Genomic DNA, 26,015 nt, shown 5'->3' with positions numbered 1-26,015 from the left:
CGGCGAGGGTTCGCTCGGGACCGGCTCAGCGGCGCTCGGTCAGCCACCAGTGGCGCTGCCAGGCGCGCATGACCCGCTCCGGATAATCCGTGCGACCCCGGGAGCCGTGATAGCGGGCCAGTGCCCGGGTGAGATCACCGCCCTCCTGACGCAAATAGTAGGCGAGAATGGTGCAGCCGTAGCGCAGGTTGGTGGCAGGGTCGAACAGGTCATCGTCGGCTCGCCCCAGCACGCGCTTCCAGAATGGCATCACCTGCATGAGGCCCCGGGCGCCCGCGGGCGATTCGGCGTCGGCGCGAAAACCGCTTTCCACCTGGATCACGGCGAGGATGATCCGCGGATCGAGGCCGGCCAGGCGAGCCTCCGCCCGGACCCGCCGCAACAGGGCGCGACGGCGGTGCGCGTCCGGCAGGCGCGAAGCCAGGCGTGGTGCCAGGGCGGCGACCCAGGCATCCGCCGCGGCCGATGGTGTGGCGGTCCGGGTCGCGTCCAGGGTGCGCTGCAAAGGAGCGGGCGCTGCCGGTGCCCCTTCCGCCGCCGAAGCGGTCGCGGAAGGCACTAGGCTCAGCGCCAGCAGCAGACCGGCAAGGCGCTCAGTCGGCCAGCCGCTCACGCAGGAAGTCGACCACGCTGTCGGCGGGAATCATGGTGTTGTCCGCGTCGCGGCGGCCCTTGTATTCCAGCTCGTTGTTGTCGAGGCCGCGGTCCCCGATGACGATGCGGTGGGGAATGCCGATCAGCTCCTGATCGTTGAACTTGACGCCGGGGCGCGTGTCGCGGTCGTCGAGCAGCACATCGAACCCCTGGCCGACCAGCATCTCGTAGAGCCGCTCGGCGGTCTCGCGCACGCGCTGTGACTTGTGGGCGTTCATCGGCACCAGTACCACCTCGAACGGGGCGATGGCATTGGGCCAGATGATCCCGGCATCGTCGTGGTTCTGCTCGATCGCCGCGGCGACGATGCGCGTGATGCCGATGCCGTAGCAGCCCATCCACAGGGTAGCCGGCTTGCCGCTCTCGTCGAGCACGGTGGCGTTCATGGCGGTGGAGTACTTGGTGCCCAGCTGGAAGACGTGGCCGACCTCGATGCCGCGCTTGATCGAAAGAGTGCCCTTGCCGTCCGGTGACGCGTCGCCCTCGATGACATTGCGCAGGTCGGCGACGGCAGGCAGGGCCACGTCGCGTTCCCAGTTGATGCCGAAGTAGTGCTTGCCGTCGATGTTGGCGCCGGCGCCGAAGTCGCTCATCATTGCCACGCTGCGGTCGATGATGATCGGCATGTTCAGGTTCACCGGGCCGAGCGAACCGGGCCCGGCGCCCACCACGGCACGGATCTCTTCCTCGCTGGCCATGGTCAGCGGGCTGGCGACCTCGGGCAGGTTCTCGGCCTTGACCTCGTTGAGTTCATGGTCGCCGCGGACCAGCAGGGCGATCAGGCCACCCTCGGCGGCATGCACCATCAGCGTCTTGATGGTTTTCTCGATCGGCAGGTCATGCTGCTCGACCAGCGCAGCGATGGTCTTGGCGTCCGGCGTGTCGACCAGGCGCAGCTCCTCGGTGGGGGCGGGGCGCTCGCCCTGGGGCGCCAGCGCCTCGGCCTTTTCCATGTTGGCGGCGTAGTCGGACTCGGTGGAGAAGACGATGTCGTCCTCGCCGGAGTCGGCCAGCACGTGGAATTCGTGGGAGCCGGTACCGCCGATGGCGCCGTTGTCGGCGATCACCGGGCGGAAGTCCAGCCCCAGGCGGGTGAAGATGCGCATATAGGCGTCATACATCACCTGGTAGCCGTCTTTCAGTGAGGCCTCGTCGACATGGAAGGAGTAGGCATCCTTCATGATGAACTCGCGCGAGCGCATCACGCCGAAGCGCGGACGGATCTCGTCGCGGAACTTGGTCTGGATCTGATAGAAATTGGTCGGCAGCTGCTTGTAGCTGGCGATCTCGCGGCGCACCAGGTCGGTGATCACCTCTTCATGAGTCGGGCCGACGCAGTAGTCGCGCTCGTGGCGGTCCTTGAGGCGCAGCAGTTCCGGGCCGTACTGCTCCCAGCGGCCCGATTCCTGCCACAGCTCGGCCGGTTGCACGGCGGGCATCAGCACTTCCTGGGCGCCGGCGCGGTCCATCTCCTCGCGGACGATGCGCTCGACCTTGCGCAGCGTGCGTAGCCCCACGGGCAGCCAGGTGTACAGCCCCGAGGTCAGCCGACGGATCATGCCGGCGCGCAGCATCAGCTGGTGACTGACGATTTCGGCGTCGGCGGGAACTTCCTTGAGAGTGGCGATCAACAGTTGACTGGCGCGCATGGGTCCGGCGTTTCCTTCAGTGACTCGTTAAAGGGCCTGGTTCGGCGATTCGAGGCATTGTACGGGCAAGCCGAGGGCGCGGCAAAAATCCGTGCTGTCAGCGCAGGCGCACGGTTTCGATCGGCGTTTCCAGGCGTGTCATCTGGCGCTGCCAGTCGGCGTGGTTGTCGACCTGGCCGGTCTCGCGCAGTGCGGCGATGGCATCGAGGTCGAGGTGCGCGAACTGCCAGCCGGGGGTGTCGTCGTGGGCGCGGGTCAGCACACCATCGGGCGGGAAGCCATGGTCGCAGGGCGTGTAGACCGCGGCCCGGCCGATATTGATGTCCACCGCCGGCGACCACAGGGCCTCGCCACTGGTCGGCGAGTGGATCACCGCCACCTGCTGCTCGATGGCGCGCGCCTGGGCGCACCAGCGAACGCGGTGGTAGCCGGCCTCGGTGTCGGTACAGCTGGGCACCAGCAGCAGCTCCGCGCCGGCCTCGACCAGGCGGCGGGCAAGGAGCGGAAACTCGCTGTCGTAGCAGATCAACACGCCCAGGCGCCCGGCCGGCGTGTCGAAGACCTTGAGTCCGCCGCCGTGGTCGGGGTCGCCGGGCGTGATGCCCCAGGGGCCGCGCTCGAAACGGGTCATGAGCTGCTTGTCCTGAAAGTCGGCATGGCCGGGGGTGAGCAGCCAGGCGCGATTGACATAGCGCTCCGGCGCGATGCGCCAGGGCATCGACGGAGCGAGCAGGGTGACGCCGTGGCGTTCCACCAGCGCCCGCCAGGTGGCGAGCGCCTCCTCGCGCAACGCCTGCAGGGCCTCGCGCTGGGCGAGCAGGTCGTCGCGCACGGGGGCGGGCAGCAGCGAGGCGAGCTCCATGCCGCCATACTCGGGCAGCACCAGCAGCTCGGCGCCGTGGTTCACGGCGTTCTGGACCCAGCGCTCGGCCTTGGCATGGAACTCGCCCATGTCGCGGAAGGCTTCGATCGGGTACTGGGCCGTGGCGACCCGGCACAAGCGGTTCATGGGCGATCCTCCGGGGTCAGGTCGCGCAGCCAGAAGACCAGCGGCTTGGCGGTTTCCTCGGCCTCGCCGACATCCTTCCAGGCAAAGCGGGCGGTGAGCTCGGGGTGGCGACGATAGCCGCGCCCCTGCCAGAAGCCGTGCAACGGCTGGTAGTCGACGGGGCGGGCTGGATGATCGTCGGGGCGCTCGACGGCGCAGAAGGCGACGCGCTCGAATTCCTGCGCGGCGGCATGGGCTTCGCGGGCCTTCATGAACGCCTTGCCGATCCCGCGACCGCGATAGGCGGGCAACAGCACCGATTCGCCGTAATAGAAGATGCGTTGTGGATCGAGCCCGGCCGCCGTGAAGGGGTGGCGGAAGGACTCGCACTCCTCGGCCAGCGGCATGCCGGTGGCAGCGCCGACCAGCGTGTCGTCATCGAAGGCGAGCACGAAAAGACTGGCCGGACACTCGGCATAGCGAGCCAGGTAGTCGGCCTCGTAGGCCAGGTCGCCGTCGTAGAGGTAGGGAAAGTCGCGGAATACGCGGATGCGCAGATTCGCCAGCGCCTCCAGGCGAGGGGCGATGTCGCCGCCCTGGCATGAAGTCAGCGTGATGTCGGCCATGCTCGACCCTCCTGAGTTGCTCGGGCGACGGTAGCAGGAACGTCGCAAATCGCCAATGCCGGCGGGCCGAGGGGGACCTGCCCGGCGAGATCCAATATCGCTTCTTTAGACCAAGGTCTTACTACCAAGGGATTGGCGACGCCTTGTTAGCATGCAATGCTTTTGCGCCATCCGATTGTCGACACTCTTGTGTCGCGCCTTCCTTGCCATAGCCGGAGAGTTCAGCATGACCGTAGCCAGTATCGGGGCCCGTTGCCGCCTGCCGGGTTGGGAGTCACTCAAGCGCAGCGCCGAGGAGGCCGCCGCCCTGATCGACAACGGCATGACGGTTGGCATGAGCGGTTTCACCCGTGCCGGCGAAGCCAAGGCGGTGCCGCTGGCGCTGGCCGAGCGGGCGCGTCGCGATCCGCTGTCGATCACCCTGATGACCGGCGCCTCGCTGGGCAACGACCTCGACAAGCAATTGACCGAGGCCAAGGCGCTCTCCCGACGCATGCCGTTTCAGGTCGATGCCACGCTGCGTCGGGCGATCAACAACGGTGAGGTGATGTTCATCGACCAGCACCTCTCGGAAACCGTCGAACTGCTGCGCAACCATCAGCTTCAGGACCTGGATGTGGCAGTGGTCGAGGCCGCGGCGATCACCGAGGACGGCGGCATCGTGCCCACCACCTCGGTGGGCAACTCGGCCAGCTACGCGATTCTCGCCAAGCAGGTGATCATCGAGCTCAACCTCTCGGCCCCCGCCGAGCTCGAGGGGCTGCACGACATCTACATTCCGCAGATGCGTCCCAACCGCACGCCGATCCCGGTGGTGGCACCCGACTCGCGGATCGGCACGCCCTATATCCCCATCGACCCGAGCAAGATCGCCGCCATCGTGGTGACCGAGGGCCGCGACAGCCCGTCCACCGTGCTGCCGCCGGATGTCGACACGCAGCGCATCGCCGACCACCTGATGGCGTTCTTCGCCGCCGAGGTGGAGGCGGGGCGCCTGTCCCGCTCGCTGCTGCCACTTCAGGCGGGCATCGGCACCATGGCCAACGCGGTGATGACCGGCCTGGCCAACGGCCCCTTCGAGCACCTGACCATGTACTCCGAGGTGCTGCAGGATTCCACCTTCGACCTGTTCGATGCCGGCAAGCTCGACTACGCTTCCGGCTGTTCGATCACCCTGTCCGAAGCGCGTGGCGATGCGGTCTGGCGCAATCTCGACAAGTACCGCGACCGGCTGATCCTGCGTCCCCAGGAGCTGTCCAACCATCCCGGCATCGTGCGGCGGCTGGGCGTGATCGCCGTCAACACGGCGCTGGAGGCGGACATCTACGGCAACGTCAACTCCACCCATGTCTGCGGCACGCGGATGATGAACGGCATCGGCGGCTCCGGCGACTTCGCCCGCAACGCCCAGCTGGCGGTGTTCATCACCAAGTCGCTGGCCAAGGGTGGCGATGTGTCGAGCCTGGTGCCGTTCGTCAGCCATGTCGACCACACCGAGCATGACGTCGACATCCTGGTCACCGAGCACGGCCTGGCGGACCTGCGCGGTCTGGCCCCTCGCGAGCGGGCACCGCTGATCATCGAGAACTGTGCCGACCCGGCCTACCGGCCGGCGCTGCGTCGCTACTTCGAGGCGGCCTGCCGGCGGGGCGGCCATACGCCGCACTGCCTGGAGCAGGCGCTCGGCTGGCATCAGGCCATGGAACGCGACGGCCACATGCGCACCCTGCGCGACGACGGCTGAGCCTCGAGGCGCCGATTGCCAGATGCGCCGCGAGCGACTATCCAGAAAGAGCACGGGGTCGCGCCAACGGGAGATCGGCATGAAAACCTATGAGTGTGTCTGCGGGGCCAGGCTGTTCTTTGACAATACCCACTGCCTGGCCTGCGGCCACGAGGTTGGCTGGTGCCCCGATTGCGCTCGCATCAGTGCGCTCGATTCCCTGGCGGAGGGCGGCTACCGTTGCCTGAACGACGACTGCGGTGCGGCACTGCTCAAGTGCCGCAACTATGCCGACCACGACGTCTGCAACCGGCTGGTGACCATCGTCGACGGCCGGGCCGAGGCGCTGTGCGACTGCTGTCGCTACAATGACGTGGTGCCCGACCTGTCGGTCGAGGGGCACCGCGAGCGCTGGGCGGCGCTCGAGGCGGCCAAGCGGCGACTGTTCTATACCCTCGACCTGCTGGCGCTGCCGCATGGTACCGCCGAGGAGGGCTTCGATCCGCCGCTGAGCTTCTCGTTCATGGCCGATGCCCTGCCGGATGCCGGTCTCTGGCGCTCCACGGCGGGCAATGAACGGGTCTATACCGGGCATGCCGAGGGCCACATCACCATCAACGTCAAGGAAGCCGACGCTGTCGAACGCGAGCGGCTGCGCGTTGACATGAACGAGTCCCACCGCACGCTGATCGGTCATTTCCGCCACGAGATCGGCCACTACTACTGGGATCTGCTGGTCAGGGGGCGTGACGAGGATGCTTTCCGTGAGGTGTTCGGCGATCACGACTCACCGACCTACGGCGAGGCACTGGAACACTACTACGAAGCGGGGCCGCCCGCCGGCTGGCCGGCGGATTTCGTCTCCGCCTATGCCACCATGCATCCGTGGGAGGATTTCGCCGAAACCTTCGCCTTCTACCTGGATATCGTCTCGGTACTCGATACGGCCCATCATCTGGGTTTCTCGGGGATCGATCACGACGCCAGCCTGCCGCGCATGCTCTCGGCCTTTCAGCAGGTGGGGCTCGCCGCCAACGAGCTCAATCGCGAGATGGGGTTGACCGACCTGGTGCCCGAGGTCGTCACGGCCGCTATCCAGACCAAGCTGAGCTATGTGCATGGGCTGGTACGATCCGCAGCCCACTAACGAGTCGGTAACGGGTCGGCTCAGTCCGCGCGGGCGTGGCTCTGGGCCGAGGTCGCCCTGGCGTGTGGTGTATCCTCCGGATGGGCAAAGTAGGTCGCGGCGATGGCGTCATGCAGGGTATTGAAGCCGATCTGCAGCTCATCGATGAAGGCGTGCAGCTCGTCGGGTGAGCGGGCCAGGGCCTGCATGTCGGCCTCGAGCGCGTCGGCACGGACCAGTGCCGCCGCCGCCAGGGCGCGGTCGTGGCGGGGCAGCGACTGCAGCTCCCAGGCCAGCGCCTCGAGGCTTCTCGCCACCGCCCGCGGGAAGTGCTGGTCCTGGAGCAGGAAACGCAGTACGTCGGGCCCGCGGACCCGCAGGCGAACCTGCTGGCGGTACATCTGATAGGCGGTCAGCGACTTGAGCACGCTCATCCACTGCAGATTCTCGAAGGGGCGCAGCTCTTCGGGGTCCTTGGGCAGCAGGTTGCCCGAGCGCACGTCGAGGATGCGGGTGGTCATGTCGGCGCGCTCGAGATGGCGGCCGATCTCGATGAAGGTGCGCGCCGCCGAATGACTCAGGGTGCCCTCGATCAGCCCGGTGAGCGTCTGGCAGCCGCGGATCAGGCGCTTGAGGAAGCCGTCGCGACGCCGCGGCGCGAGGCCGTGCTCGGCCTGGTCGCGAACCTCCAGATACATCTCGTTGATCTGCTCCCAGATCTCGCGCGAGACCACGTCGCGGGTGGTGCGCAGGTTCTCCCGGGCGCCGGCCAGCGAGGAGAGGATCGAGCCGGGGTTCTCGCGCTCGACGCAGAGAAAGTGCACGACGTTCTTCTCGTTGCGCCGGTCGTGCAGCGTGGCGAAGGTCTCGTCGCTGCCGGTGATGTCGATCAGCGTCGACCAGCCCAGGGCCGTCTGATGGGGCAGGTCGAGCAGCAGGTGGCTGTTCACGCTGACCAGGCGTGCGGTGTCCTCGGCGCGCTCGATGTAGCGTGCCATCCAGTAGAGGTTCTCGGCGACTCGCGACAGCATGGCATTCACTCCCCGTCGGTCTCGACGATCCAGGTGTCCTTGCTACCCCCGCCCTGCGAGGAGTTCACGACCAGCGAATCCTTGACCAGCGCCACCCGGGTCAGTCCACCGGTGGTGACCTGGATGTCGGTGCCGGAAAGAATGAAGGGACGCAGGTCGACGTGACGCGGCTCGGCATGACCGTCGCACAGCGTCGGTGCGGTCGACAGGTTGAGCGTCGGCTGGGCCATGTAGTTGCGCGGGTCGGCCTGGATTCGCTCGGCGAACGCGGCGCGCTGGGTCGGCGTGGCGCGCGGGCCGATCAGCATGCCGTAGCCGCCGGACTCGTTGGCCGGCTTGACCACCAGCTCATCGAGATGGTCGAGCACGTAGCGGCGATCCTTCTCGAACATGCACAGGTAGCTGGGCACGTTGGGCAGGATGGCTTCCTGATCGAGATAGTAGCGAATGATCTTCGGCACGAAGGCGTAGACCACCTTGTCGTCGGCGACGCCGGCGCCGGGGGCATTGGCGAGCGCCACCTTGCCGGCGCGCCAGGCGCGCATCAGCCCCGCGACACCCAGCGTGGACTCGGGATTGAAGACCTCGGGGTCGAGGAACAGGTCGTCGATGCGGCGATAGATCACGTCGACCCGCGTCAGCCCCTCGATGGTGCGCATGTAGACGATGTCGTCGTCATCGACCACCAGGTCCGAGCCCTGGACCAGCTCGACGCCCATCTGCTGGGCCAGGTAGGCATGCTCGTAGTAGGCGGAGTTGTAGATCCCCGGGGTCAGCACCACCACCTGCGGCTCGTCGTGGGGGCGCGGCGAGAGGCTGGCCAGCATGTCGTAGAGCTGGGCGCAGTAGTCGTCGACCGGCAGGATGCGCCCGGTGGCGAAGACCTCGGGCAGCACCCGCTTGGTGACGTTGCGGTTCTCGAGCATGTAGGAGACCCCGGAGGGCACCCGCAGGTTGTCCTCGAGCACGTAGAGGGTGCCGTCGGCGTCGCGGACCAGGTCCGAGCCGCAGATGTGCGCCCAGACGTGGTGGGGCGGGTCGATGCCGCGGCATTGCGGGCGGAAGTTGACCGACTGGGCCAGGACCTCGGCGGGCAGCACCTTGTCCCTGACGATGCGCTGGTCATGGTAGAGGTCGTCGATGAACAGGTTGAGCGCCTCGACGCGCTGCTTGAGCCCCGCCTCGGTGCGCCGCCACTCGTCGGCGGGGATGATCCGCGGGACGATGTCGAACGGCCAGGCGCGATCGATCATGCTGCCCTCGGAGTACACGGTGAAGGTGATGCCCATGGTCTGGATGGCGATCTCGGCGGCGGCCTTGCGCTCCGAGAGGTCCTGCGGCGTGAAGCCGGCGAGGATGTCGCAGAGTTCCCGGGCCGCGGGGCGGGGCTGGCCGGGGGCCGCCAGGAGCTCGTCGTAGAAACCGTTGCTGCGGTAGTTCTGCCAATCGATGAGACTCATGGGCGTTACCTCGGCAGGCGACCGGCAAGCGGGTCGCGATTTCGGTCCGTTACACGCCGCGGGGGCCTTTTTAAAGCTATACCAGTTTGTGAGTGACCGCCTCTCGCCAAGCGTTGATACACGATGTTGCAGGTTGTGCTGGGCGCGGCCCCGGCCGATAGTGAAGGGCATCCGCCGGTCATACCGGTATCCGTCGCGCCAACGGGGGCCGCCATGACGATTCGCGTCGCCTTGCAGCACCACACCCGCTATCACTTCGATCGCCCGGTCAACCTCTCGCCGCATCTGATCCGCCTGAGACCCGCACCGCATTGCCGGACGCCGATCGAGGCCTATTCGCTGACGATCGACGGCGGTCCCCATTTCCTCAACTGGCAGCAGGACCCCTTCGGCAACTTCATCGCCCGTGCGGTGTTCCCCGAAAAGCTCACGCAGCTGACGGTCGACATCGAACTCATCGCGCCGATGACCGTGATCAACCCCTTCGACTTCTTCGTCGAGCCCTACGCCGAGACGTTTCCCTTCGCCTATCCCGAGGGGCTGGCCAAGGAGCTGGCGCCCTATCTCGAGGTGCGCGAGGCGGGCGAGCGGCTGCGTGACTGGCTGAGCCGCGTAGCGCCGGGAGAACGCCGCTCGGTCGATTTCCTGGTCGACCTCAACCAGCGGCTGCAGCACGACATCGCTTACCTGGTGCGCATGGAGCCCGGGGTGCAGAGCTGCGAGGAGACGCTCGCCAGCGGCAGCGGCTCGTGTCGTGACAGCGCCTGGCTGCTGGTGCAGATCCTGCGCCACCTGGGGCTGGCGGCGCGCTTCGTGTCCGGCTACCTGATCCAGCTGGCCGCCGACGTCAAGGCGCTCGACGGCCCGTCGGGCACCGAGGTCGACTTCACCGACCTGCATGCCTGGACCGAGGTGTTCATTCCCGGGGCCGGCTGGGTGGGGCTGGACCCGACCTCGGGGCTGCTGGCCGGGGAGGGGCACATCCCGCTGGCGGCGACGCCGGAGCCGTCCAGTGCGGCGCCGATCAGCGGCTTCTCCGACGAGTGCGAGGTCGAGTTCGACTTCACCATGCACGTCGAACGCATCCACGAGGACCCGCGGGTCACCCGGCCCTACAGCGAGACGCAGTGGGCCGAGATCATGGCGCTCGGCGAGGCCGTCGACGCGCGTCTCGCGGCCGGCGACGTGCGCCTGACCCTGGGCGGCGAGCCGACCTTCGTGTCGATCGACGACATGGACGGCGAGGAGTGGAACACCGCCGCCCTGGGGCCCCACAAGCGCCGGCTGGCCGGGGACCTGCTCAAGCGCCTGCGCCGACGCTTCGCCACGGGCGGGCTGCTGCACACCCATCAGGGCAAGTGGTATCCGGGGGAGTCGCTGCCGCGCTGGGCGCTGGCCTGCTACTGGCGACGCGACGGCGTGCCGCTGTGGCGCGACGAGGCGCTGCTCGCCGACGACCGCCAGGCGGGACGCTACACGATCGACGACGCCCGGCGCTTCGCCGAGGCCCTGACGCGGCGCCTGGGGCTCGACCCCCGCCATCTGATCCCCGGTTACGAGGACGCCTACTACTACCTGTGGCGCGAGCGCACCCTGCCGGTCAACGTCGACCCGCGCGACTACGATCTCGATGATGACGAGGAGCGGCGCCGGCTGGGCCAGTTGCTCGAGCGGGGGCTGGGCGAGGCCACCGGCTTCGCCCTGCCGCTGCGCCATGCCCGGGGGCGCGCCCATGCCTGGCAGAGCGGCCACTGGCCGCTCAGGCGCGATCATCTCTATCTGATCCCCGGCGATTCGCCGATGGGCCTGCGCCTGCCGCTGAGCGCGCTGCCGTGGGTCGAGCGCCCGGACCAGCCCCATCCGCAGTCGCTGTTCGAGTTCCGCCAGGCGCTCGGCGATGTCCACGGCGAGGTGATGCGTCGCTACAGCGAGCTGCGCGAGCGCCAGGCCGGCGATGCCGGCCACGGCCTGCACCACGAGCCCGGCGGCGAGGCGTGGCAGGACCAGGCGCCGCCCGCCGAGGATCGCGACGACGCGGTGATTCATACCAGTCTGTGCGTCGAGCCGCGCGACGGCCGGGTGCACGTGTTCATGCCGCCGCTGACGCGGCTCGAGCACTACCTCGACCTGGTGGCGAGCATCGAGGATACCGCCGCCAAGCTTGCCATGCCGGTGATCGTCGAGGGCTACCCGCCGCCGGCCGATCCGCGCCTGGCGAAGTTCCTGATCACCCCCGACCCCGGGGTGATCGAGGTCAACATCATGCCGGCCGAGGACTGGCCCTCGCTGGTCGCCCATACCGAGACCCTCTACGAGGAGGCCCGGCAGGCCCGGTTGGGCACCGAGAAGTTCATGCTCGACGGCCGTCACACCGGCACCGGCGGCGGCAATCACGTCACCCTGGGCGGCGCGACGCCCGCCGATTCGCCGTTCCTGCGCCGTCCCGACCTGCTGGGCAGCCTGCTCACCTACTGGCAGCACCATCCCAGCCTGTCGTACCTGTTCTCGGGACTGTTCATCGGCCCCACCAGCCAGGCGCCGCGAGTCGACGAAGCGCGCCACGAGGCGCTCTACGAGCTGGAGATCGCGCTCTCGCAGATGCCCGAGGGCGAGGTGCCCCAGCCGTGGCTGGTCGATCGCCTGCTGCGCCACCTGCTCACCGACATCACCGGCAACACCCATCGCGCCGAGTTCTGCATCGACAAGCTCTATTCGCCGGACAGCGAGACCGGCCGCCTGGGGCTGGTCGAGCTGCGCGCCTTCGAGATGCCGCCCCATGCCCGCATGAGCCTGATCCAGATGCTGCTGATCCGTGCCCTGGTGGCGCGCTGCTGGGAGCGCCCGTATCGCGGCAAGCTGGTGCGCTGGGGTACGGCGCTGCACGACCGCTGGTTGCTCCCGCACTGCCTGTGGAATGACCTCGGCGACGTGCTCGACGATCTGCGGCGTCATGGTTTCGACTTCCGGCCGGAATGGTTCGCGCCGTTCCTGGAATTCCGCTTCCCGGTGCACGGCCGCGTGGCCTATCGCGACGTCCGGCTCGAGCTGCGCCAGGCGATCGAACCCTGGCACGTGCTCGGCGAGGAGAGCGCCGGAGGCGGCACCGCGCGCTATGTCGACTCCTCGGTAGAACGCCTGCAGGTCCGCGTCGAGGGCATGAGCGGCGATCGCTACGCGGTCACCTGCAACGGCCGTCGGGTGCCGCTGACGGCCACCGGCCGGGTCGGCGAGGCGGTCGCCGGGGTGCGCTTTCGGGCCTGGCAACCACCGTCGGCGCTGCATCCGCGGATTCCGGTGCATGCGCCGCTGGTCTTCGACGTCGTCGATACCTGGAATGCGCGCTCGGTGGGCGGCTGTACCTATCATGTCTCGCACCCGGCCGGACGCAATTACGAGACTTTTCCGATCAACGCCAACGAGGCCGAGGCGCGGCGTCTGGCGCGTTTCTGGGCCGACGGCCATACTCAGGGAACCATGAGCGCACCGTCCGAGACGCCAAGCCTGGAGATGCCCATGACCCTGGACCTGCGGCACAGGTCGTGAACGGCCGGGCCGGGAGCCGGGAGCGTCGAGGTACGACATATGTCGTCGTGCCGGCGCGTAGATCGACGCTTTGCCGGACGGCAAACGCGGTATCATGACGTCGGCTTTCATCACCTCACGGGCCTCTCTCGATGCTGGGTCACGATGTTCCCGGTCTGCCGGATGCCGCGCGACTGCGCGATGCCCTCGCGCTCGATGCGCCGCTGTCGCCCGAGACGGCGCAGGCGCTCGAGGCGTTCCTCGGCGATTACCCCCTCGGCACGGGCCATGACGTCCTGCTAGATAGTGAAGGGCGCCTGCGCCCGCACTGGCGCGGGCTGCTCGAGGCGCTGGCGTCGCTCGGCGAGGCGGGGCTCGCCGAGCGCTCCGATGAGGTCCAGCGCCTGCTCTACGAGAACGGCGTCACCTTCAACGTCCACGACGACGCGCGCGGCCGCCTGCGTACCTGGCGGGTCGACCCGCTGCCGCTGGCGATCGACCCCGCGACCTGGCGCGAACTCGAGGCCGGCCTGACCCAGCGCAGCCGGCTGCTCGATGCGCTGTTCGCCGACCTCTACGGGCCGCGTCGGCTGATCGACGAGGGCGTGCTGCCGCCTGAACTGATCTTCGAGCATCCCGGCTTTCTGCTGGCCTGCGACCGGGGGGGCGAGCTTGCCGGCGAGCCTGCCGGCACGCCGTCGGGGCTGATCTTCCACGGCATCGATCTGGTGCTCGACACCGAGGGCCGCTGGCGGGTGATCGCCGACCGGGTCCAGGCGCCGTCGGGCGCCGGCTACGCCCTGGAAAACCGCATCATCCTTGCCCGCGCCATGCCCAACCTCTATCGCGAGGCGCCGCTGCGTCGCCTGGCCGGGTTCCTCGAGGCCGAGCATCGCACCCTGGCGTCGCTGTCGCCCCTGCATCGCGATCAGCCCCACGTGGTGCTGCTGACGCCAGGACCGGACAATGACAGCTACTTCGAGCATGCCTACCTGGCCAACTACATGAACCTCCCGCTGGTCGAGAGCCTGGATCTGGTGGTGCGCGACGAACGGGTGTGGATGCGCACCCTGGGCGGGCTCAAGCCGGTCGACGTGATCCTGCGCCGGCTCGAGGATGCCTGGTGCGATCCGCTGGAGCTGCGCGGCGACTCGCTGATCGGCGTGCCCGGCCTGGTGCAGGCGGCGCGCAGCGGCGGCATCGCGCTGTCCAATCCACTGGGGGTGAGCGTGCTCGAGCATCCCGGGCTCGCGCCGTACCTGCCGGCGCTCTGCCAGCGCCTGCTCGGCGAGCCGCTCGCGCTGGCCTCCCCGGAAAGCTGGTGGTGTGGCGACCCGGCCTCGCTGGAGACGGTGCTCGCCGAGTTCGACGCCCTGGTGGTCCGCGGCATCGAGCCGGGCGCCCGGCTCGTCGAGGTGTCGAGCCTGAGCCGGGACCAGGCGCAGGCACTGCGCAGGGCGGTGATCGCGCGGCCGACCCGCTACGTGGCCCAGCGGCCGATCATGCCCGCCACCGCACCGGTCTACGACGATGCCGAGCACCGCCTGCATCCCGCGCCGTTCAACCTGCGTGCCTTCGTGACCCGCGAGCCGGGCGAGCGCGACGGCGACTGGGACTACCGGGCGATGCCGGGCGGGCTCGCCTGGGTCGGCAGCCCCGGGACGCCGTCGCTGGCCAGCGAGGTGGTCAAGGATGTCTGGGTGCTGGCCGAGAAGCCGCAGCCGCACGTCAGTCTGCTGCGTCAGGCCGCCGGACCGATCGTGGTCACCCGCGATGGCGTCGATCTGCCGAGCCGGGTCGCCGACAGCCTGTTCTGGCTGGGACGCTACGGCGAGCGTCTCGACGTGCGCGCGCGGCTGTTGCGCGAGGCCCTGCTGCGTCTGCTCGAGCAGGACCAGCAGGAGTATGCCGACATCAGCCTCGCCGACCTGTTCGAGGCATTGACGCTGAAGTGGCCCGCGGCGGCCGCCGCCGAGCGACGCTTCGGCGACCTGCGTGCGACCCTGCTGACGCTCCTCGAGGACGACCAGCCGGCGGGGCTGCCGGCCTGCTTCCAGCCGATGCTGCGCAACTGCCGGGCGGTGCGCGACCATCTGGGAGACGACGCCTGGCGCGTGCTCAACCATCTGCGCCGCCACATCAATGCGCTGTCGCCGGTGCCCTCGGCGAGCGCCGGACGGCGCGCCTGCGAGGAGGTCGTCACCCAGCTGTCGGCCTTCTTCGGGCTATGCAACGAGACCATGCCGCACCACTTCGGCTGGCGTTTCATGGATATCGGACGTTTCATCGAGCGTGTGCTGCACACCCTGGAGCTGCTGCAGCTGGCGCTGATCGAGGCCCGCGAGCCGGGCGTGGCACTGTGGGAGGTGGTACTGGCCACCACCGATAACGTCACCGCCTATCGCCGGCGCTACCGCAGCGAACTGCATCCCACGGCGATTCTCGATCTGCTGCTGTTCGACGAGGGCAACCCGCGTTCGGTGGGCTACATGCTCAAGCGGCTGTGTCGCCAGATCGAACGCCTGCCACAGAGCGAGGCATCGGGCACGCCGTATCGGCGCCGGGAGCAGCGGCTGATCCTCCAGGCCTCGAGCACGCTGCAGCTGGCCGATATCGACATGCTCTCTCATGTCCACGAGTCGGCCGAGGCCCGCGAGGCCCTGGCGGCGCTGTTCGAGGCGCTGCTCGAGCCGCTGGAGAAGCTCTCCGACGCCATCGCCCACAGCCACTTCAGCCACGTCGAGGCGCCGCGCCAGCTGATCAGGATGCAGGTGCAGCCGTGATCTACCGTTTGCGCCACACCACCCGCTACACCTACAGCGCACCGGTGACGCTATGCCACAACGAGGCGCGCATGCTCCCGCGCGAGCTGCCCTGGCAGCGCTGCGAGGACTCGCAGGTGGATATCGATCCGCGCCCGGCGGTGCGCAGCGAGCGCAGTGACTTCTTCGGCAACCGGGTGATGTACTTCGCGATCCAGGATATCCACTCGAGCCTCGAGGTCACCGTGCGGACCCGGCTCGAGACCCTGTCGCGACCGCCACTGCCGACGGTGATGGCCGGCGACTGGCAGGATTGCCGCGACGCTCTCGCCCGGGCCGCCGAGCGCCGCTGCCTGCAGGCTCGCCAGTTCCGCCTCGATTCACCGTTCATCCGCCGGCATCCGCGGCTGGCGGGGTACGCCGCACCCAGCTTCCCGGCCGGGCGCTCGCTGCTCGACGCGGTGATCGACCTGAATCGCCGAATCCACGAGGACTTCACCTACGACGCGACGTTCACCACGCTGGCCACGCCGCTCATGGACGTGCTCGACGAGCGGCGCGGCGTCTGCCAGGACTTCGCTCATCTGGCGATCGGCTGCCTGCGCTCGCAGGGGCTGGCGGCACGCTATGTCAGCGGCTACCTGGAAACGCTGCCGCCGCCCGGGCAGGCCAGACTGGTGGGCGCCGACGCGTCGCACGCCTGGCTGGCGGTATTCCTGCCGGGCTGGGGCTGGCTGGAAATCGACCCCACCAACGGCAGCGTGCCCGGCGAGCAGCACATCGTCGTCGGCTGGGGGCGCGACTATGCCGACGTGCCGCCGCTCAACGGGGTGATGAGCGGCGGTGGCGAGCATACGCTCGACGTGGCGGTCGACGTGATTCCCGACGACGAGACGTCGCGGCGCACGGCCTGAGCAGCTTCCGGTGGACGGCAAGAGTCTCGGGAGACCGGCTAGCCGCGCTGAACGGCGCCATCTTCGGTGGGTTCCGCATCGCTGCTCGCCTCCTCTCGGTTCGCCGCTCGGGGCCGCCGGTGCAGGGCGAGTACCGCCAAGCCCCCCAGCAGCCCCCAGAACGCCGCGCCCACACCCAGCAGCGTGACGCCGGAGGCGGTCAGCAGGAAGGTCACCACCGCCGCCTCGCGTTCACTGGCGTCGTCCAGTGCCTGGTGCAGGCTGTTGCCGATCGTCGAGAGCAGGGCGAGGCCGGCGACGGCGGCGATCAGCGGCTGGGGCAGGGCGTCGAACAGCGTGCCGATCGAGCCGCCGAACACCCCGGCGAGCAGGTAGAATCCCCCCGCGGCGGCGGCGGCCGTGTAGCGCCGTGCCGGGTCGGGGTGCGCCTCCGGCCCCATGCAGATTGCCGCGGTGATCGCCGCCAGGCACACCGAGAAGCCGCCGAACGGCGCCAGCACCAGGGTGGCGAGCCCGGTCCAGATCATCAGTGGCGAGACCGGCGCGGTGTAGCCCGCGGCGCGCAGGGTCGCCACACCCGGGGCGTTCTGCGAGGCCATGCTGACCACGAACAGCGGGATCCCCACGCCGATCAGTGCCGCCGGCGAGAACGCCGGCATGATGAATGTCGGCGCGACGAAGCGCAGTGCGGTGCGCTGTGTCTCGATATCGCCGGCGGCCCAGGCCACCCCCAGGCCGACCGCCAGTACCAGCAGGATAGTGTAACGGGGCAGCCAGCGCTTGCCGATCAGGTAGGCGGCGCACATCGCCCCGACCAGCGGAAAGTCGACGCGCAGGGCGGCGAAGGCATCGATCCCGAAACGCAGCAATACGCCGGCCAGCATGGCCGCGGCGATCGACGGCGGAATGCGCTGCATGAGACGTGCGAACAGCCCGGTGACTCCGCAGAGCAGCACCAGCGCGGCCGAGAACAGGAACACGCCGATTGCCTCGGGCAGGCTGTAGCCGGGCAGACTGGTGGCGAGCAGAGCCGCGCCGGGGGTCGACCAGGCGGTGAGTATTGGCTGGCGATAGTAGAGCGACAGGCCCAGAGAGGTAACGCCCATACCCAGTCCCAGCATGCTCAGCCAGGCGCCGATCTGCGCCGGGCCGGCGCCGGCAGCTTCTGCCGCCTGGAAGATGATCACCGCCGAGCTGGTATAGCCGACCAGGACCGCCACGAAGCCGGCGACGAGTGCCGACGGGGAGAGGTCACGCAGCACGGAAGGGACAGGCATGGGTGTCTCCAGCGTTCACTTGTGCGCTATAACGCACGGTGCGGCGACGATAGCATCGTGCGCCATCGCGTACAATGACAGCCCACGGGTACCGACCGACGAGGAGTTTCACGTGTCCGATCCGACCCCCCACATCGCGGCGACGTTGAAGACCCTGCGCCAGGCGCGGGGCTGGAGCCTGACTCGTGCCGCCGGCGCGACCGGTGTCAGCAAGGCCATGCTGGGGCAGATCGAGCGGGGCGAATCGAGCCCCACGGTGGCCACGCTGTGGAAGATCGCGACCGGTTTCGAGGTCCCGCTGTCCGCCTTTCTGGTGGAGGCCGCGGCGCCACCGGTCGAGCCGCGGGCGGTGTTCAGCGACAGCGCCGGCATGCACGTGCGCGTGCTGATTCCCTTCGAGCCGCGCTGGCGCCTGGAGATGTTCGCCATCGACCTGGAGCCCGGTGCCTGCAGCGAATCGAGCCCGCATGGCCCGGGGGTGGTGGAGCATGTGATCGTGATCGAGGGCGCGCTCGAGGTGGCCGAGGCCGGGCGCTGGCAGTCGGCGCAGGCGGGTGACGTCGTCCGGCTCGACGCGGCGCAGGCGCATGCCTACCGCAATCCGCACGCGACGAGGGCGCGCTTTCACAATCTGGTGAACTACCCGACCGGTACCCGACCGGGGCGTGAGGCGGGATCGACCGGCGGCGGCAAGGCGATGGCCGGTGCGCCCTAGGATGTCATCTCGGCCGATTCCTTGATCCCGGCGCCGACATGCCGGCCGATGGTGCAGTTGCGTCCGGCGGCCTTGCAGGCGTAGAGCGCCTCGTCGGCGCAGGCCAGCAGGCTCTCCAGATCGATCGGGGTACCGGGGGGTGCGGTGGCCACGCCGATGCTGACGGTGACCACCTTCGCGGTCGGCGACCAGGCGTGGGGGATGCCGACGGCCTGCAGCATGCTGCGCATGCCCTCGGCGAGCCGAGTGGCCTCGTCGAGCTGGTTGTCGAGCAGGACCACCAGGAATTCCTCGCCGCCCAGGCGCACCACGATGTCGGTCTCGCGCCGGAAGGTGTCGCGCAGGACATTGGCGATTTCCCTGAGGCATTCGTCGCCCGCCGGGTGGCCGTAATGGTCGTTGTACTGCTTGAAGTGGTCGACATCGATCATCAAGGCCGACAGCGGGGTCATGCGGCGCCGGCTCAGCGGCAGGGCGATCTCCAGGCGCTGTTCCAGCAGCCGGCGGTTGCCCAGGCCGGTCAGGGGGTCGTTGAGGGTCTGGGCGTGGAGCTGCTGGTTCTTGTCATGCAGGGCGTGGAGCAGCTTGGCGATTTCCCGGGCGAGATAGCCGATATCGTCGCGGCGCCGGTACAGGTGGCTGGGCGGCGATTCCGGGCTCCCCGTCTGCTGGGCCCGCACGTAGGCGACCAGCTCATTGAGCGGGCGAATGAGCTGGCGGCGTATCGCCAGCAGGCTGAGCACCAGAAAGGCAATCAGCAGCAGCACGAGCAGCTCGGGACGATAGTGCACGATCAGGGCATCGAAGCGCGGCAGATCCTCGGCACGGGCCAGCAGCCACAGCCCCGTTCCGCCAAGCAGGAACAGGCTGCCGAAAGTGCTCAGCAGGCGAAGGGGCAGGCGTTGTCGACGGTCAGGCATCACGTCTCGCTTGGGAGGGTTCAGGGAAATTCTACTCCCGCGACCGGCGCCGCGGGAGACCACAGGCCGGCCGTGAGAGGAAGATCACGTGTGACATGACGACGCGTATTATGACGCGCTTTCGGTGGCAGGCGAGCCCCCGGCATAACGCAGAATCAACGTCGCCGGGTCGGCATCGGCAAAGCCCTGGCCGGCATGCTGGCGCAGCAGCTGATCGGCCAGGCCGGTCATCGGCGTGGCACTGGCGCAGCGGCGGCCCTGCTCGACGGCCATGTCCAGGTCCTTGAGCAGGGTGCGCACGTGCCAGGCCGGTGCTTCGAAGGTCCCGGCGGCCATGCGCGGGGCCAGGATGCGAAACGGCGTCGAGTCCGCGAAGCCGCCGGCCAGCGCCTCGGGGAGGCGCTCGGCATCGACGCCGCTGGCGCGGGCCAGGGCCATCATTTCGGCGACGACCAGTGCGTTGCAGCCGACGATCATCTGGTTGCAGACCTTGGTGACCTGCCCGCTGCCCACCGGTCCCATGCGTGTCACCCGGGCGGCGAGCGGGTCGAACACCGGTGCCAGGGACTCGATGCGCCCGGCATCGCCGCCGCACATGATGGCCAGGGTGCCGGCCTCGGCGCCGGCCACGCCGCCCGAGACCGGGGCGTCGACCCAGGCCGTGCCGCAGATCTCGTTCAGGCGGCGGGCGAACTCGCGGGTCGCCTGCGGGTCACTGCTGGAGAAGTCGATCAGGGTCTGGTCGGCCCGGGCGCGGGCTGCCACGCCGTCTTCGCCGAATACCACGTCCTCGACGACGGCGGTGTTGGCCAAGCACAGCATCACTACATCCACGCCGTCGACCAGTTCCCCCAGCGTGGCGGCCACGTCGGCACCGTCCGCGGACAGCGCCTCGGCCTTGGCCGGCGTCCGGTTCCAGACACTCACCGCGAAGCCGGCCTCCAGCAGGCGGCGTACCATCGGATCTCCCATGAGACCGATTCCCACGAATCCCAGGCGTTGTCGAGGCATTGTTCTTCTCCAGGCGGTAACGAACGGAAAAACGATGCTACTGGTCACCGATGATGCAGGGAAGTGGTGCGTAGCCCTTGATCGAAGCGGATTTTCGCGCCATATCTGGGAATGGATACCGATTCGGGAGACGGCAATGACCGATGTGATTCAGCTGGCCTGTCCTCACTGCCTGGCGATCAACCGCGTGACAGCCGGACGGCTGGGCGACGGCCCCCAGTGCGGTCGCTGCAAGCGACGCCTGTTCACGGGCGAGGTCGTGGAACTCACCGAAGAGAACTATTCGGCGCTGGTCGAGCGCAGCGAGCTGCCCGTGGTGGTGGACTTCTGGGCCGCCTGGTGCGGCCCCTGCAAGATGATGGCGCCGGTCTTCGCGCAGACCGCAGAGGCGCTCGAGCCACGCCTGCGCTTCGCCAAGCTCGATACCGAGGCTCAGCCACGGCTGGCCGGGCGCTTCGGCATCCGCAGCATTCCCACGCTGATCGTCTTTCGCGAGGGGCGCGAAATCGCCCGCCAGTCCGGCGCGCTGCCGGGGCCGCAGCTCAAGCAGTGGCTCGAGCAAGTGACGTGAACACCAGGGAGGAACCATGACATCGATGTCCAGCGAATGCCGCGTCCGCGTGACAACGGGCGACATCACCCGGCTCGAGGTGGATGCCATTGTCAATGCCGCTAACCACTCGCTGATGGGGGGTGGCGGCGTGGACGGCGCCATCCACCGGGCCGCCGGCCCCGAACTCAAGCAGGCCTGTCGGCGCCTGCGCGAAACCGACTGGCCCGATGGCCTGCCGGATGGCGAAGTGGCGTTGACCGGCGGCTTCAACCTGCCGGCGCGTTACGTCATCCATACTGTCGGCCCGGTCTATGCGAAGACGAAGGACAAGTCGCACCTGCTCGCCAACTGCTACCGCAACGCCCTGGCACTGGCCGACGATCATGACTGCCGCAGCATTGCCTTCCCGGCGATCTCTACCGGGGCCTATGGCTATCCGTTCGACGAGGCGGCCCGCGTGGTGCTCGACGTGCTGGCCGAGGCGCCGTCCGGGGATGCGCTTGAGGTGATTCTGTGCTTCTTCAACGAAAGGGACGCCGGGGCCTTCGAGGCGATCTGCGCGGAGAGCGGCTTTCCGGTATGCGGTGCGCACGATTGAGTGGCGTCACCCAGAGCGATGCGCCACGGGGCACCTGGCGGGGCTGTTGATCGAGTGTGGCCACAGGAAGAGGAGCGTGCGGTCCGGCAAGTCAGCGTGCCCAGCGGCCCATCTCGTGCAGGCGTTCGAACCAGGCGCGCAGGGCGCGTTCGCCGAGCGACTCGACCTGGCCGATGAGGGTGGCCTCGATCGGGGCGATGCCCACGAAACCGAGAATGTTGCGTTCCAGCGATTTGACGCTGTGGGCGCGATAGAAGTGTTCATAGACCAGTGCCGGCATGCCCATGGTCACCACGACCCGGGCCGAGCGCCCCGATAGCCCCTTGGCCGCGAACGGTGACGTGGCGCCGGGCGTGAAGGCGAACCCCGGGCGGGCCACCTGCTCGAGGAAGCCCTTGAACAGCGCCGGCATGTCGCCCAGCCACAGCGGAAAGAACAGCACGAGATGCTCGGCCCAGGCGATGGCGGTCTGTGCTTCGCGCAGCGCCTCCGGCAGCGGTTCATTTTCCCAGGCACGGCGGCTGCGCAGCAGTGGAAAGTCCAGCGTGCCGACATCGATCACGCGCACGCTGTGCCCGGTCGCTTCCGCGCCTTCCAGATAGTGCTGCGCCAGCGCATGGCACAGGTGCGGTTCGCTGGCGTCGGGGTGGCCCTGGAGGATGAGGATGCGTCGGGACATGGGTGCCGCCTCGGATGCCGGGGTCTGTCAACGAGCGTAGTCCAGCGACCGGCGGCGAGTCGGCGCATTTGACTGATGCCGGACGCATGACGCCTCTGGTTCGCTATAGGCGTCACGCCCGGCGTCGATCACTTCCACTTGATGTTGCAGCCGATCGCCGGCACCTGATTTTCGTCCGGTGTGCGTCCGGCCAGCACCGCGTCCGCCGCGGCCCGCAGATCCTTGCCGGTCACCGGCGTGTCCTTGCTCGGGCGGCTGTCATCGAACTGGCCGCGGTAGGCCAGCTTGTGCTCGCGGTCGAAAAGAAAGAAGTCCGGCGTGCAGGCGGCACCGAAGGCGCACGCCACTTCCTGGCTCTCGTCCACCAGGTAGGGGAAGGTGTATTCCCGGTGGCGGATCTCCTCGCACATCTTCGCCGGGCTGTCGTCCGGCTGGCTGTGGAAGTCGTTGCTGTTGATCGCCACCACCGCGAGACCGCGTTCCTGATACTCGCGGCCGAACGCGGAGAAAGCGTCGGCGATGTGCTTGACGAACGGGCAGTGGTTGCAGATGAAGGCCACCAGTACCGGCTGGCCGGCCAGCTCGTCGCTGGCGACTTCCTCGCCCTCGGCATCCGGCAGCCGGAAGGCCGGCATCGGCGAGCCCAGATCGATCATGTTGGATGGCGTGAGTGCCATGCGAAACCTCCTCTTCTCGAGTCTCGACCCCGTGGGCGGCCGCGGGGCGTGAAGGTTCCAGTGTAGGCGTTATGGCGGTGTCACGCTCAAGGGGAGGGATGGGAATCAAGCACTTGGCGGGGCCCGTGGCCGAGGCCCGCTCCCCGCCGGGCGGTGCCCGCCGGGATTGGCGATTTTTCAACCACCGGCCCAAGACGACACCCCCGAAAAACTGGATAATGGCGCCCATTCGCCTGCGGGCGCCTCCAGTCACCAATCCGGCTTTTTTCATGGAAATCAAGGTCAATTACCTCGAAAACCTGCGTCAGGAAGCGAAGTTCGACGATTTCAGTGTCATCACCGACCAGCCGATCCGCTACAAGGGCGACGGCTCCGCGCCGGGGCCGTTCGACTACTTCCTGGCCTCGTCGGCACTGTGCGCCGCCTACTTCGTGCGGGTGTACTGCAACGCGCGGGACATCCCCACCGAGAATATCCGGCTGTCGCAGAACAACATCGTCGACCCGGAGAACCGCTACAACCAGATCTTCCGCATCCAGGTCGAGCTGCCCAACGACCTGTCCGAGAAGGACCGCACCGGCATCCTGCGCTCCATCGAGCGCTGCTCGGTCAAGCGGGTGATCCAGAACAACCCCGAGTTCCAGATCGAGGTGGTCGACAACATCGACGAGGACGCCCAGGCGCTGCTGATGGGCGGCACCGTCGAGGGCGACGAGACCTGGATCGAGGGCAAGGACCTGCCGCTGGAGCGGACCATCGCCAACATGACCGGCATCCTCGAGGAGCTGGGCATGAAGATCGAGATCGCCTCGTGGCGCAACATCGTGCCCAACGTCTGGTCGCTGCACATCCGTGATGCCCACTCCAACATGTGCTTCACCAACGGCAAGGGCGCCACCAAGGAAGCCGCGCTGTGCTCGGCGCTGGGCGAGTTCATCGAGCGCCTTTCCTGCAACTTCTTCTACAACGACCAGTTCTTCGGCGAGGCCATCGCCGACAGCCACTTCGTTCACTACCCGAACGAGAGGTGGTTCCAGCCGGGGCCGAACGACGAGCTGCCGGACGGCATCCTCGACGACCACTGCCGGGCGATCTACGATCCGGACGGCGAGCTGCGCGGCTCGCACCTGATCGACACCAACTCCGGCCGGGTGGAGCGGGGCATCGTCTCGCTGCCGTTCGTGCGCCGCTCGGATGGCGAGACGGTGTACTTCCCCTCCAACCTGATCGAGAACCTCTACCTCAGCAATGGCATGAGCGCCGGCAACACCCTGGCCGAAGCCGAGGTGCAGTGTCTTTCCGAGATCTTCGAGCGGGCGGTGAAGCGCGAGATCATCGAGCAGGAACTCGCGCTGCCCGATGTGCCCGAGTCCGTGCTGGCGAAATATCCCGGCATCCAGGAGGGCGTCGCCGCGCTCGAGGCCCGGGGCTTCCCGGTGCTGGTCAAGGATGCCTCGCTGGGCGGGCGCTATCCGGTGATGTGCGTGACGCTGATGAACCCGCGTACCGGCGGCGTCTTCGCCTCGTTCGGCGCGCATCCTTCCTTTGAAGTGGCGCTGGAGCGCAGCCTCACCGAGCTGCTGCAGGGGCGCAGCTTCGAGGGCATGGACGACCTGCCGCCGCCCACCTTCAGCTCGCTGGCGGTCACCGAGCCGAACAACTTCGTCGAGCACTTCATCGACTCGTCCGGGGTGATTTCCTGGCGCTTCTTCAGCGACCGCGCCGACTACGCGTTCCGCGAGTGGGACTTTTCCGGCAGCACCGAGGCGGAGGCCGAACGGCTCTACGGCCTGCTGGCCGAGCAGGGACTCGAGGCTTACGTGATGGTCCACGAGGACCTGGGCGCGCCGGTGTGCCGCATCCTGGTGCCGGGCTATTCCGAGGTGTACCCGGTGGAGGACCTGGTGTGGGACAACACCAACATGGCCCTGACCTTCCGCGAGGACATTCTCGGCCTGCACGCCCTGGACGACGATCGGCTGGCCGATCTGCTCGAGCGGCTGGAGGAGAGCCAGCTCGACGAGCAGATGAAGATCGTCACGCTGATCGGCATCGAGTTCGACGACAATACCGTGTGGTCCGAGCTGACCATCCTCGAGCTCAAGCTGCTGATCGAGCTGGCGCTGGGGCAGCACGAGGCGGCGCTGGAGCGCGTCGAGATGTTCCTGCAGTTCAATGACAACACCCTCGAGCGCGAGCGGTTCTACCGTGCCATGCAGGCGGTGCTGGAGATCGTGCTCGACGACGAGCTCGAGCTGGATGACTTCCGCCGCAACCTCGGGCGCATGTTCGGCGAGGAGACCCTGGATGCCGTGATCGGTTCGGTGACCGGCGAGGTCCGCTTCCACGGCCTGACGCCCACCAGCCTGGGGCTGGAGGGCATCGACCGGCACCAGCGGCTGATCGAGAGCTATCGCAAGCTGCACGCCCACCGCGCGGCCCGGGCGGAACGACAGGCGACGACGTCGGCCTGAGCGCGTTCAGCGAAAGGTGCATCGCGTCCGGCCGTATCGGCGGCCGGACGCAACATGTGGCAATCAGTCGTGATTGCCGCCTCCGTGTCCGTTGTCGCCTCCGCCATTCATGCCGCCGCCATGGCCGCTGTCTCCCGCGCCATTCATGCCGCCATCGTGGCCCATGCCCCCCTTGTCGGCTCCGTGATTCTGGCCTTTGCTCCAGCCCTTGCCCTGCGGCTCGGGCAGCGTGACGCCCTGTTTCCTGGCGCGTTCCTGCATCAGCCGGTGATGTTCTTCGCGAAGACGTTGCCGCTCCGTAGCGCCCTGGGCGTCATGCATCTGCTGCTGGTACTGCTGGCGTTCCTCGCGGGACATGATCTGCCAGCCATAGATCGACTGCCCGTCCGGGTCGCGATCCTGTAGCCGGGTCTGGTCACGATCACGAAGCTGATCCTGGTCCTGGGTGGCGTCGGTCTTGTGAATGCGGTCCTGATCGCGATCCCGGTCCTGATCCTGCGCAAGTACCGGTGAGGCGAGGGCGGCTGCCAGAAGGGCGATGAACAAGGTTCTCATGGACCTGAATCCGTGATGCCGGCGTCGACACTTTCCCTATCGCCGTCAGCGAGCATTTTTTGACCTCCGATTCCGTCTCAACCGCCGAATGCATCTCTGCC

21 protein-coding genes are annotated in these 26,015 nt (G+C 68.1%); 9 read left to right on the top strand and 12 right to left on the bottom strand.

Annotated features, from left to right (window positions below; all coding sequences use genetic code 11):
* Positions 1 to 25 precede the first annotated feature (25 nt).
* The 4 genes from ACTCB7_RS02035 to ACTCB7_RS02020 form a co-directional block, all read right to left on the bottom strand.
* Positions 26 to 613, bottom strand: coding sequence for a lytic transglycosylase domain-containing protein (locus ACTCB7_RS02035; protein WP_163650140.1), 588 nt, complete (start codon positions 611 to 613; stop codon positions 26 to 28).
* Positions 594 to 2,303 carry a proline--tRNA ligase gene (locus ACTCB7_RS02030; protein ID WP_463005363.1) on the bottom strand — a complete coding sequence of 570 codons (1,710 nt, stop codon included), beginning with the start codon at positions 2,301 to 2,303 and terminating at the stop codon, positions 594 to 596. Before ACTCB7_RS02030 ends, ACTCB7_RS02035 begins: the two co-directional genes overlap by 20 nt.
* 97 nt (positions 2,304 to 2,400) lie before the next feature.
* Complete coding sequence (locus tag ACTCB7_RS02025; RefSeq protein WP_463005362.1) at positions 2,401 to 3,312, bottom strand: carbon-nitrogen hydrolase family protein; 912 nt, start codon at positions 3,310 to 3,312, stop codon at positions 2,401 to 2,403.
* Positions 3,309 to 3,917, bottom strand: a complete 609-nt coding sequence (locus tag ACTCB7_RS02020) for a GNAT family N-acetyltransferase (protein ID WP_463005361.1) — start codon at positions 3,915 to 3,917, stop codon at positions 3,309 to 3,311. Before ACTCB7_RS02020 ends, ACTCB7_RS02025 begins: the two co-directional genes overlap by 4 nt.
* A 226-nt stretch (positions 3,918 to 4,143) precedes the next feature.
* On the opposite strand from ACTCB7_RS02020, the gene ACTCB7_RS02015 reads away from it, so the two are divergent.
* A complete protein-coding gene (locus ACTCB7_RS02015; RefSeq protein WP_463005360.1) occupies positions 4,144 to 5,661 on the top strand; it encodes an acetyl-CoA hydrolase/transferase family protein in 1,518 nt (505 codons plus the stop codon).
* Between the two features lie 79 nt (positions 5,662 to 5,740).
* A complete protein-coding gene (locus ACTCB7_RS02010) occupies positions 5,741 to 6,787 on the top strand; it encodes a zinc-binding metallopeptidase family protein (RefSeq protein WP_463005359.1) in 1,047 nt (348 codons plus the stop codon).
* A gap of 20 nt (positions 6,788 to 6,807) precedes the next feature.
* Here ACTCB7_RS02010 and ACTCB7_RS02005 read toward each other — a convergent pair whose 3' ends face one another.
* Together ACTCB7_RS02005 and ACTCB7_RS02000 are read right to left on the bottom strand one after the other, a co-directional pair.
* A complete protein-coding gene (locus tag ACTCB7_RS02005; protein WP_463005358.1) occupies positions 6,808 to 7,797 on the bottom strand; it encodes an alpha-E domain-containing protein in 990 nt (329 codons plus the stop codon).
* A gap of 5 nt (positions 7,798 to 7,802) precedes the next feature.
* A complete protein-coding gene (locus ACTCB7_RS02000) occupies positions 7,803 to 9,257 on the bottom strand; it encodes a circularly permuted type 2 ATP-grasp protein (protein WP_463005357.1) in 1,455 nt (484 codons plus the stop codon).
* Positions 9,258 to 9,470: 213 nt separating this feature from the next.
* On the opposite strand from ACTCB7_RS02000, the gene ACTCB7_RS01995 reads away from it, so the two are divergent.
* The 3 genes from ACTCB7_RS01995 to ACTCB7_RS01985 all read left to right on the top strand — a co-directional run bounded on the left by ACTCB7_RS01995 (position 9,471) and on the right by ACTCB7_RS01985 (position 16,455).
* Entirely contained in the window at positions 9,471 to 12,800 is a 3,330-nt protein-coding gene (locus ACTCB7_RS01995; protein WP_463005356.1) for a transglutaminase family protein, read from the top strand.
* Positions 12,801 to 12,931: 131 nt separating this feature from the next.
* On the top strand, positions 12,932 to 15,562 hold the full coding sequence (locus tag ACTCB7_RS01990) for a circularly permuted type 2 ATP-grasp protein (protein WP_463005355.1): 2,631 nt from the start codon (positions 12,932 to 12,934) through the stop codon (positions 15,560 to 15,562).
* The gene (locus ACTCB7_RS01985; protein WP_463005354.1) at positions 15,559 to 16,455 is read left to right on the top strand and encodes a transglutaminase family protein; all 897 of its coding nucleotides are present in this window, start codon (positions 15,559 to 15,561) and stop codon (positions 16,453 to 16,455) included. The genes ACTCB7_RS01990 and ACTCB7_RS01985 overlap by 4 nt, the downstream gene beginning before the upstream one ends.
* Before the next feature lie 38 nt (positions 16,456 to 16,493).
* Here the strand turns inward: ACTCB7_RS01985 and ACTCB7_RS01980 are convergent, their stop codons facing one another.
* Positions 16,494 to 17,732: a benzoate/H(+) symporter BenE family transporter gene (locus ACTCB7_RS01980; protein ID WP_463005353.1), complete on the bottom strand. Its 1,239-nt coding sequence runs from the start codon at positions 17,730 to 17,732 to the stop codon at positions 16,494 to 16,496.
* 112 nt (positions 17,733 to 17,844) lie between these two features.
* On the opposite strand from ACTCB7_RS01980, the gene ACTCB7_RS01975 reads away from it, so the two are divergent.
* On the top strand, positions 17,845 to 18,447 hold the full coding sequence (locus ACTCB7_RS01975) for a helix-turn-helix domain-containing protein (RefSeq protein ID WP_463005352.1): 603 nt from the start codon (positions 17,845 to 17,847) through the stop codon (positions 18,445 to 18,447).
* Here ACTCB7_RS01975 and ACTCB7_RS01970 read toward each other — a convergent pair.
* Positions 18,444 to 19,367 (bottom strand): diguanylate cyclase, encoded by a 924-nt coding sequence (locus ACTCB7_RS01970; protein ID WP_224421162.1) that lies wholly within the window; start codon positions 19,365 to 19,367, stop codon positions 18,444 to 18,446. The genes ACTCB7_RS01975 and ACTCB7_RS01970 overlap by 4 nt on opposite strands.
* 108 nt (positions 19,368 to 19,475) lie before the next feature.
* Entirely contained in the window at positions 19,476 to 20,378 is a 903-nt protein-coding gene (locus ACTCB7_RS01965) for an NAD(P)-dependent oxidoreductase (RefSeq protein WP_463005351.1), read from the bottom strand.
* 136 nt (positions 20,379 to 20,514) lie between these two features.
* On the opposite strand from ACTCB7_RS01965, the gene trxC reads away from it, so the two are divergent.
* Together trxC and ACTCB7_RS01955 are read left to right on the top strand one after the other, a co-directional pair.
* The gene (gene trxC, locus ACTCB7_RS01960; protein ID WP_463005350.1) at positions 20,515 to 20,949 is read left to right on the top strand and encodes a thioredoxin TrxC; all 435 of its coding nucleotides are present in this window, start codon (positions 20,515 to 20,517) and stop codon (positions 20,947 to 20,949) included.
* Positions 20,950 to 20,965: 16 nt separating this feature from the next.
* Complete coding sequence (locus tag ACTCB7_RS01955) at positions 20,966 to 21,529, top strand: O-acetyl-ADP-ribose deacetylase (RefSeq protein WP_463005349.1); 564 nt, start codon at positions 20,966 to 20,968, stop codon at positions 21,527 to 21,529.
* 91 nt (positions 21,530 to 21,620) lie between these two features.
* Here ACTCB7_RS01955 and ACTCB7_RS01950 read toward each other — a convergent pair whose 3' ends face one another.
* The gene (locus tag ACTCB7_RS01950; protein WP_463005348.1) at positions 21,621 to 22,208 is read right to left on the bottom strand and encodes an NAD(P)H-dependent oxidoreductase; all 588 of its coding nucleotides are present in this window, start codon (positions 22,206 to 22,208) and stop codon (positions 21,621 to 21,623) included.
* 128 nt (positions 22,209 to 22,336) lie between these two features.
* A complete protein-coding gene (locus ACTCB7_RS01945; protein WP_463005347.1) occupies positions 22,337 to 22,885 on the bottom strand; it encodes a thioredoxin family protein in 549 nt (182 codons plus the stop codon).
* A gap of 269 nt (positions 22,886 to 23,154) precedes the next feature.
* Here ACTCB7_RS01945 and ACTCB7_RS01940 point away from each other — a divergent pair, with 269 nt between their 5' ends.
* Entirely contained in the window at positions 23,155 to 25,359 is a 2,205-nt protein-coding gene (locus ACTCB7_RS01940) for an OsmC domain/YcaO domain-containing protein (protein ID WP_463005346.1), read from the top strand.
* Positions 25,360 to 25,422: 63 nt separating this feature from the next.
* Here the strand turns inward: ACTCB7_RS01940 and ACTCB7_RS01935 are convergent, their stop codons facing one another.
* Complete coding sequence (locus tag ACTCB7_RS01935) at positions 25,423 to 25,905, bottom strand: hypothetical protein (RefSeq protein WP_463005345.1); 483 nt, start codon at positions 25,903 to 25,905, stop codon at positions 25,423 to 25,425.
* Positions 25,906 to 26,015 lie beyond the last annotated feature (110 nt).

Source organism: Modicisalibacter sp. (assembly GCF_055145905.1).
Note: the sequence above shows the minus strand (reverse complement) of the source record. Positions and strands in the feature narration are given on the sequence as shown.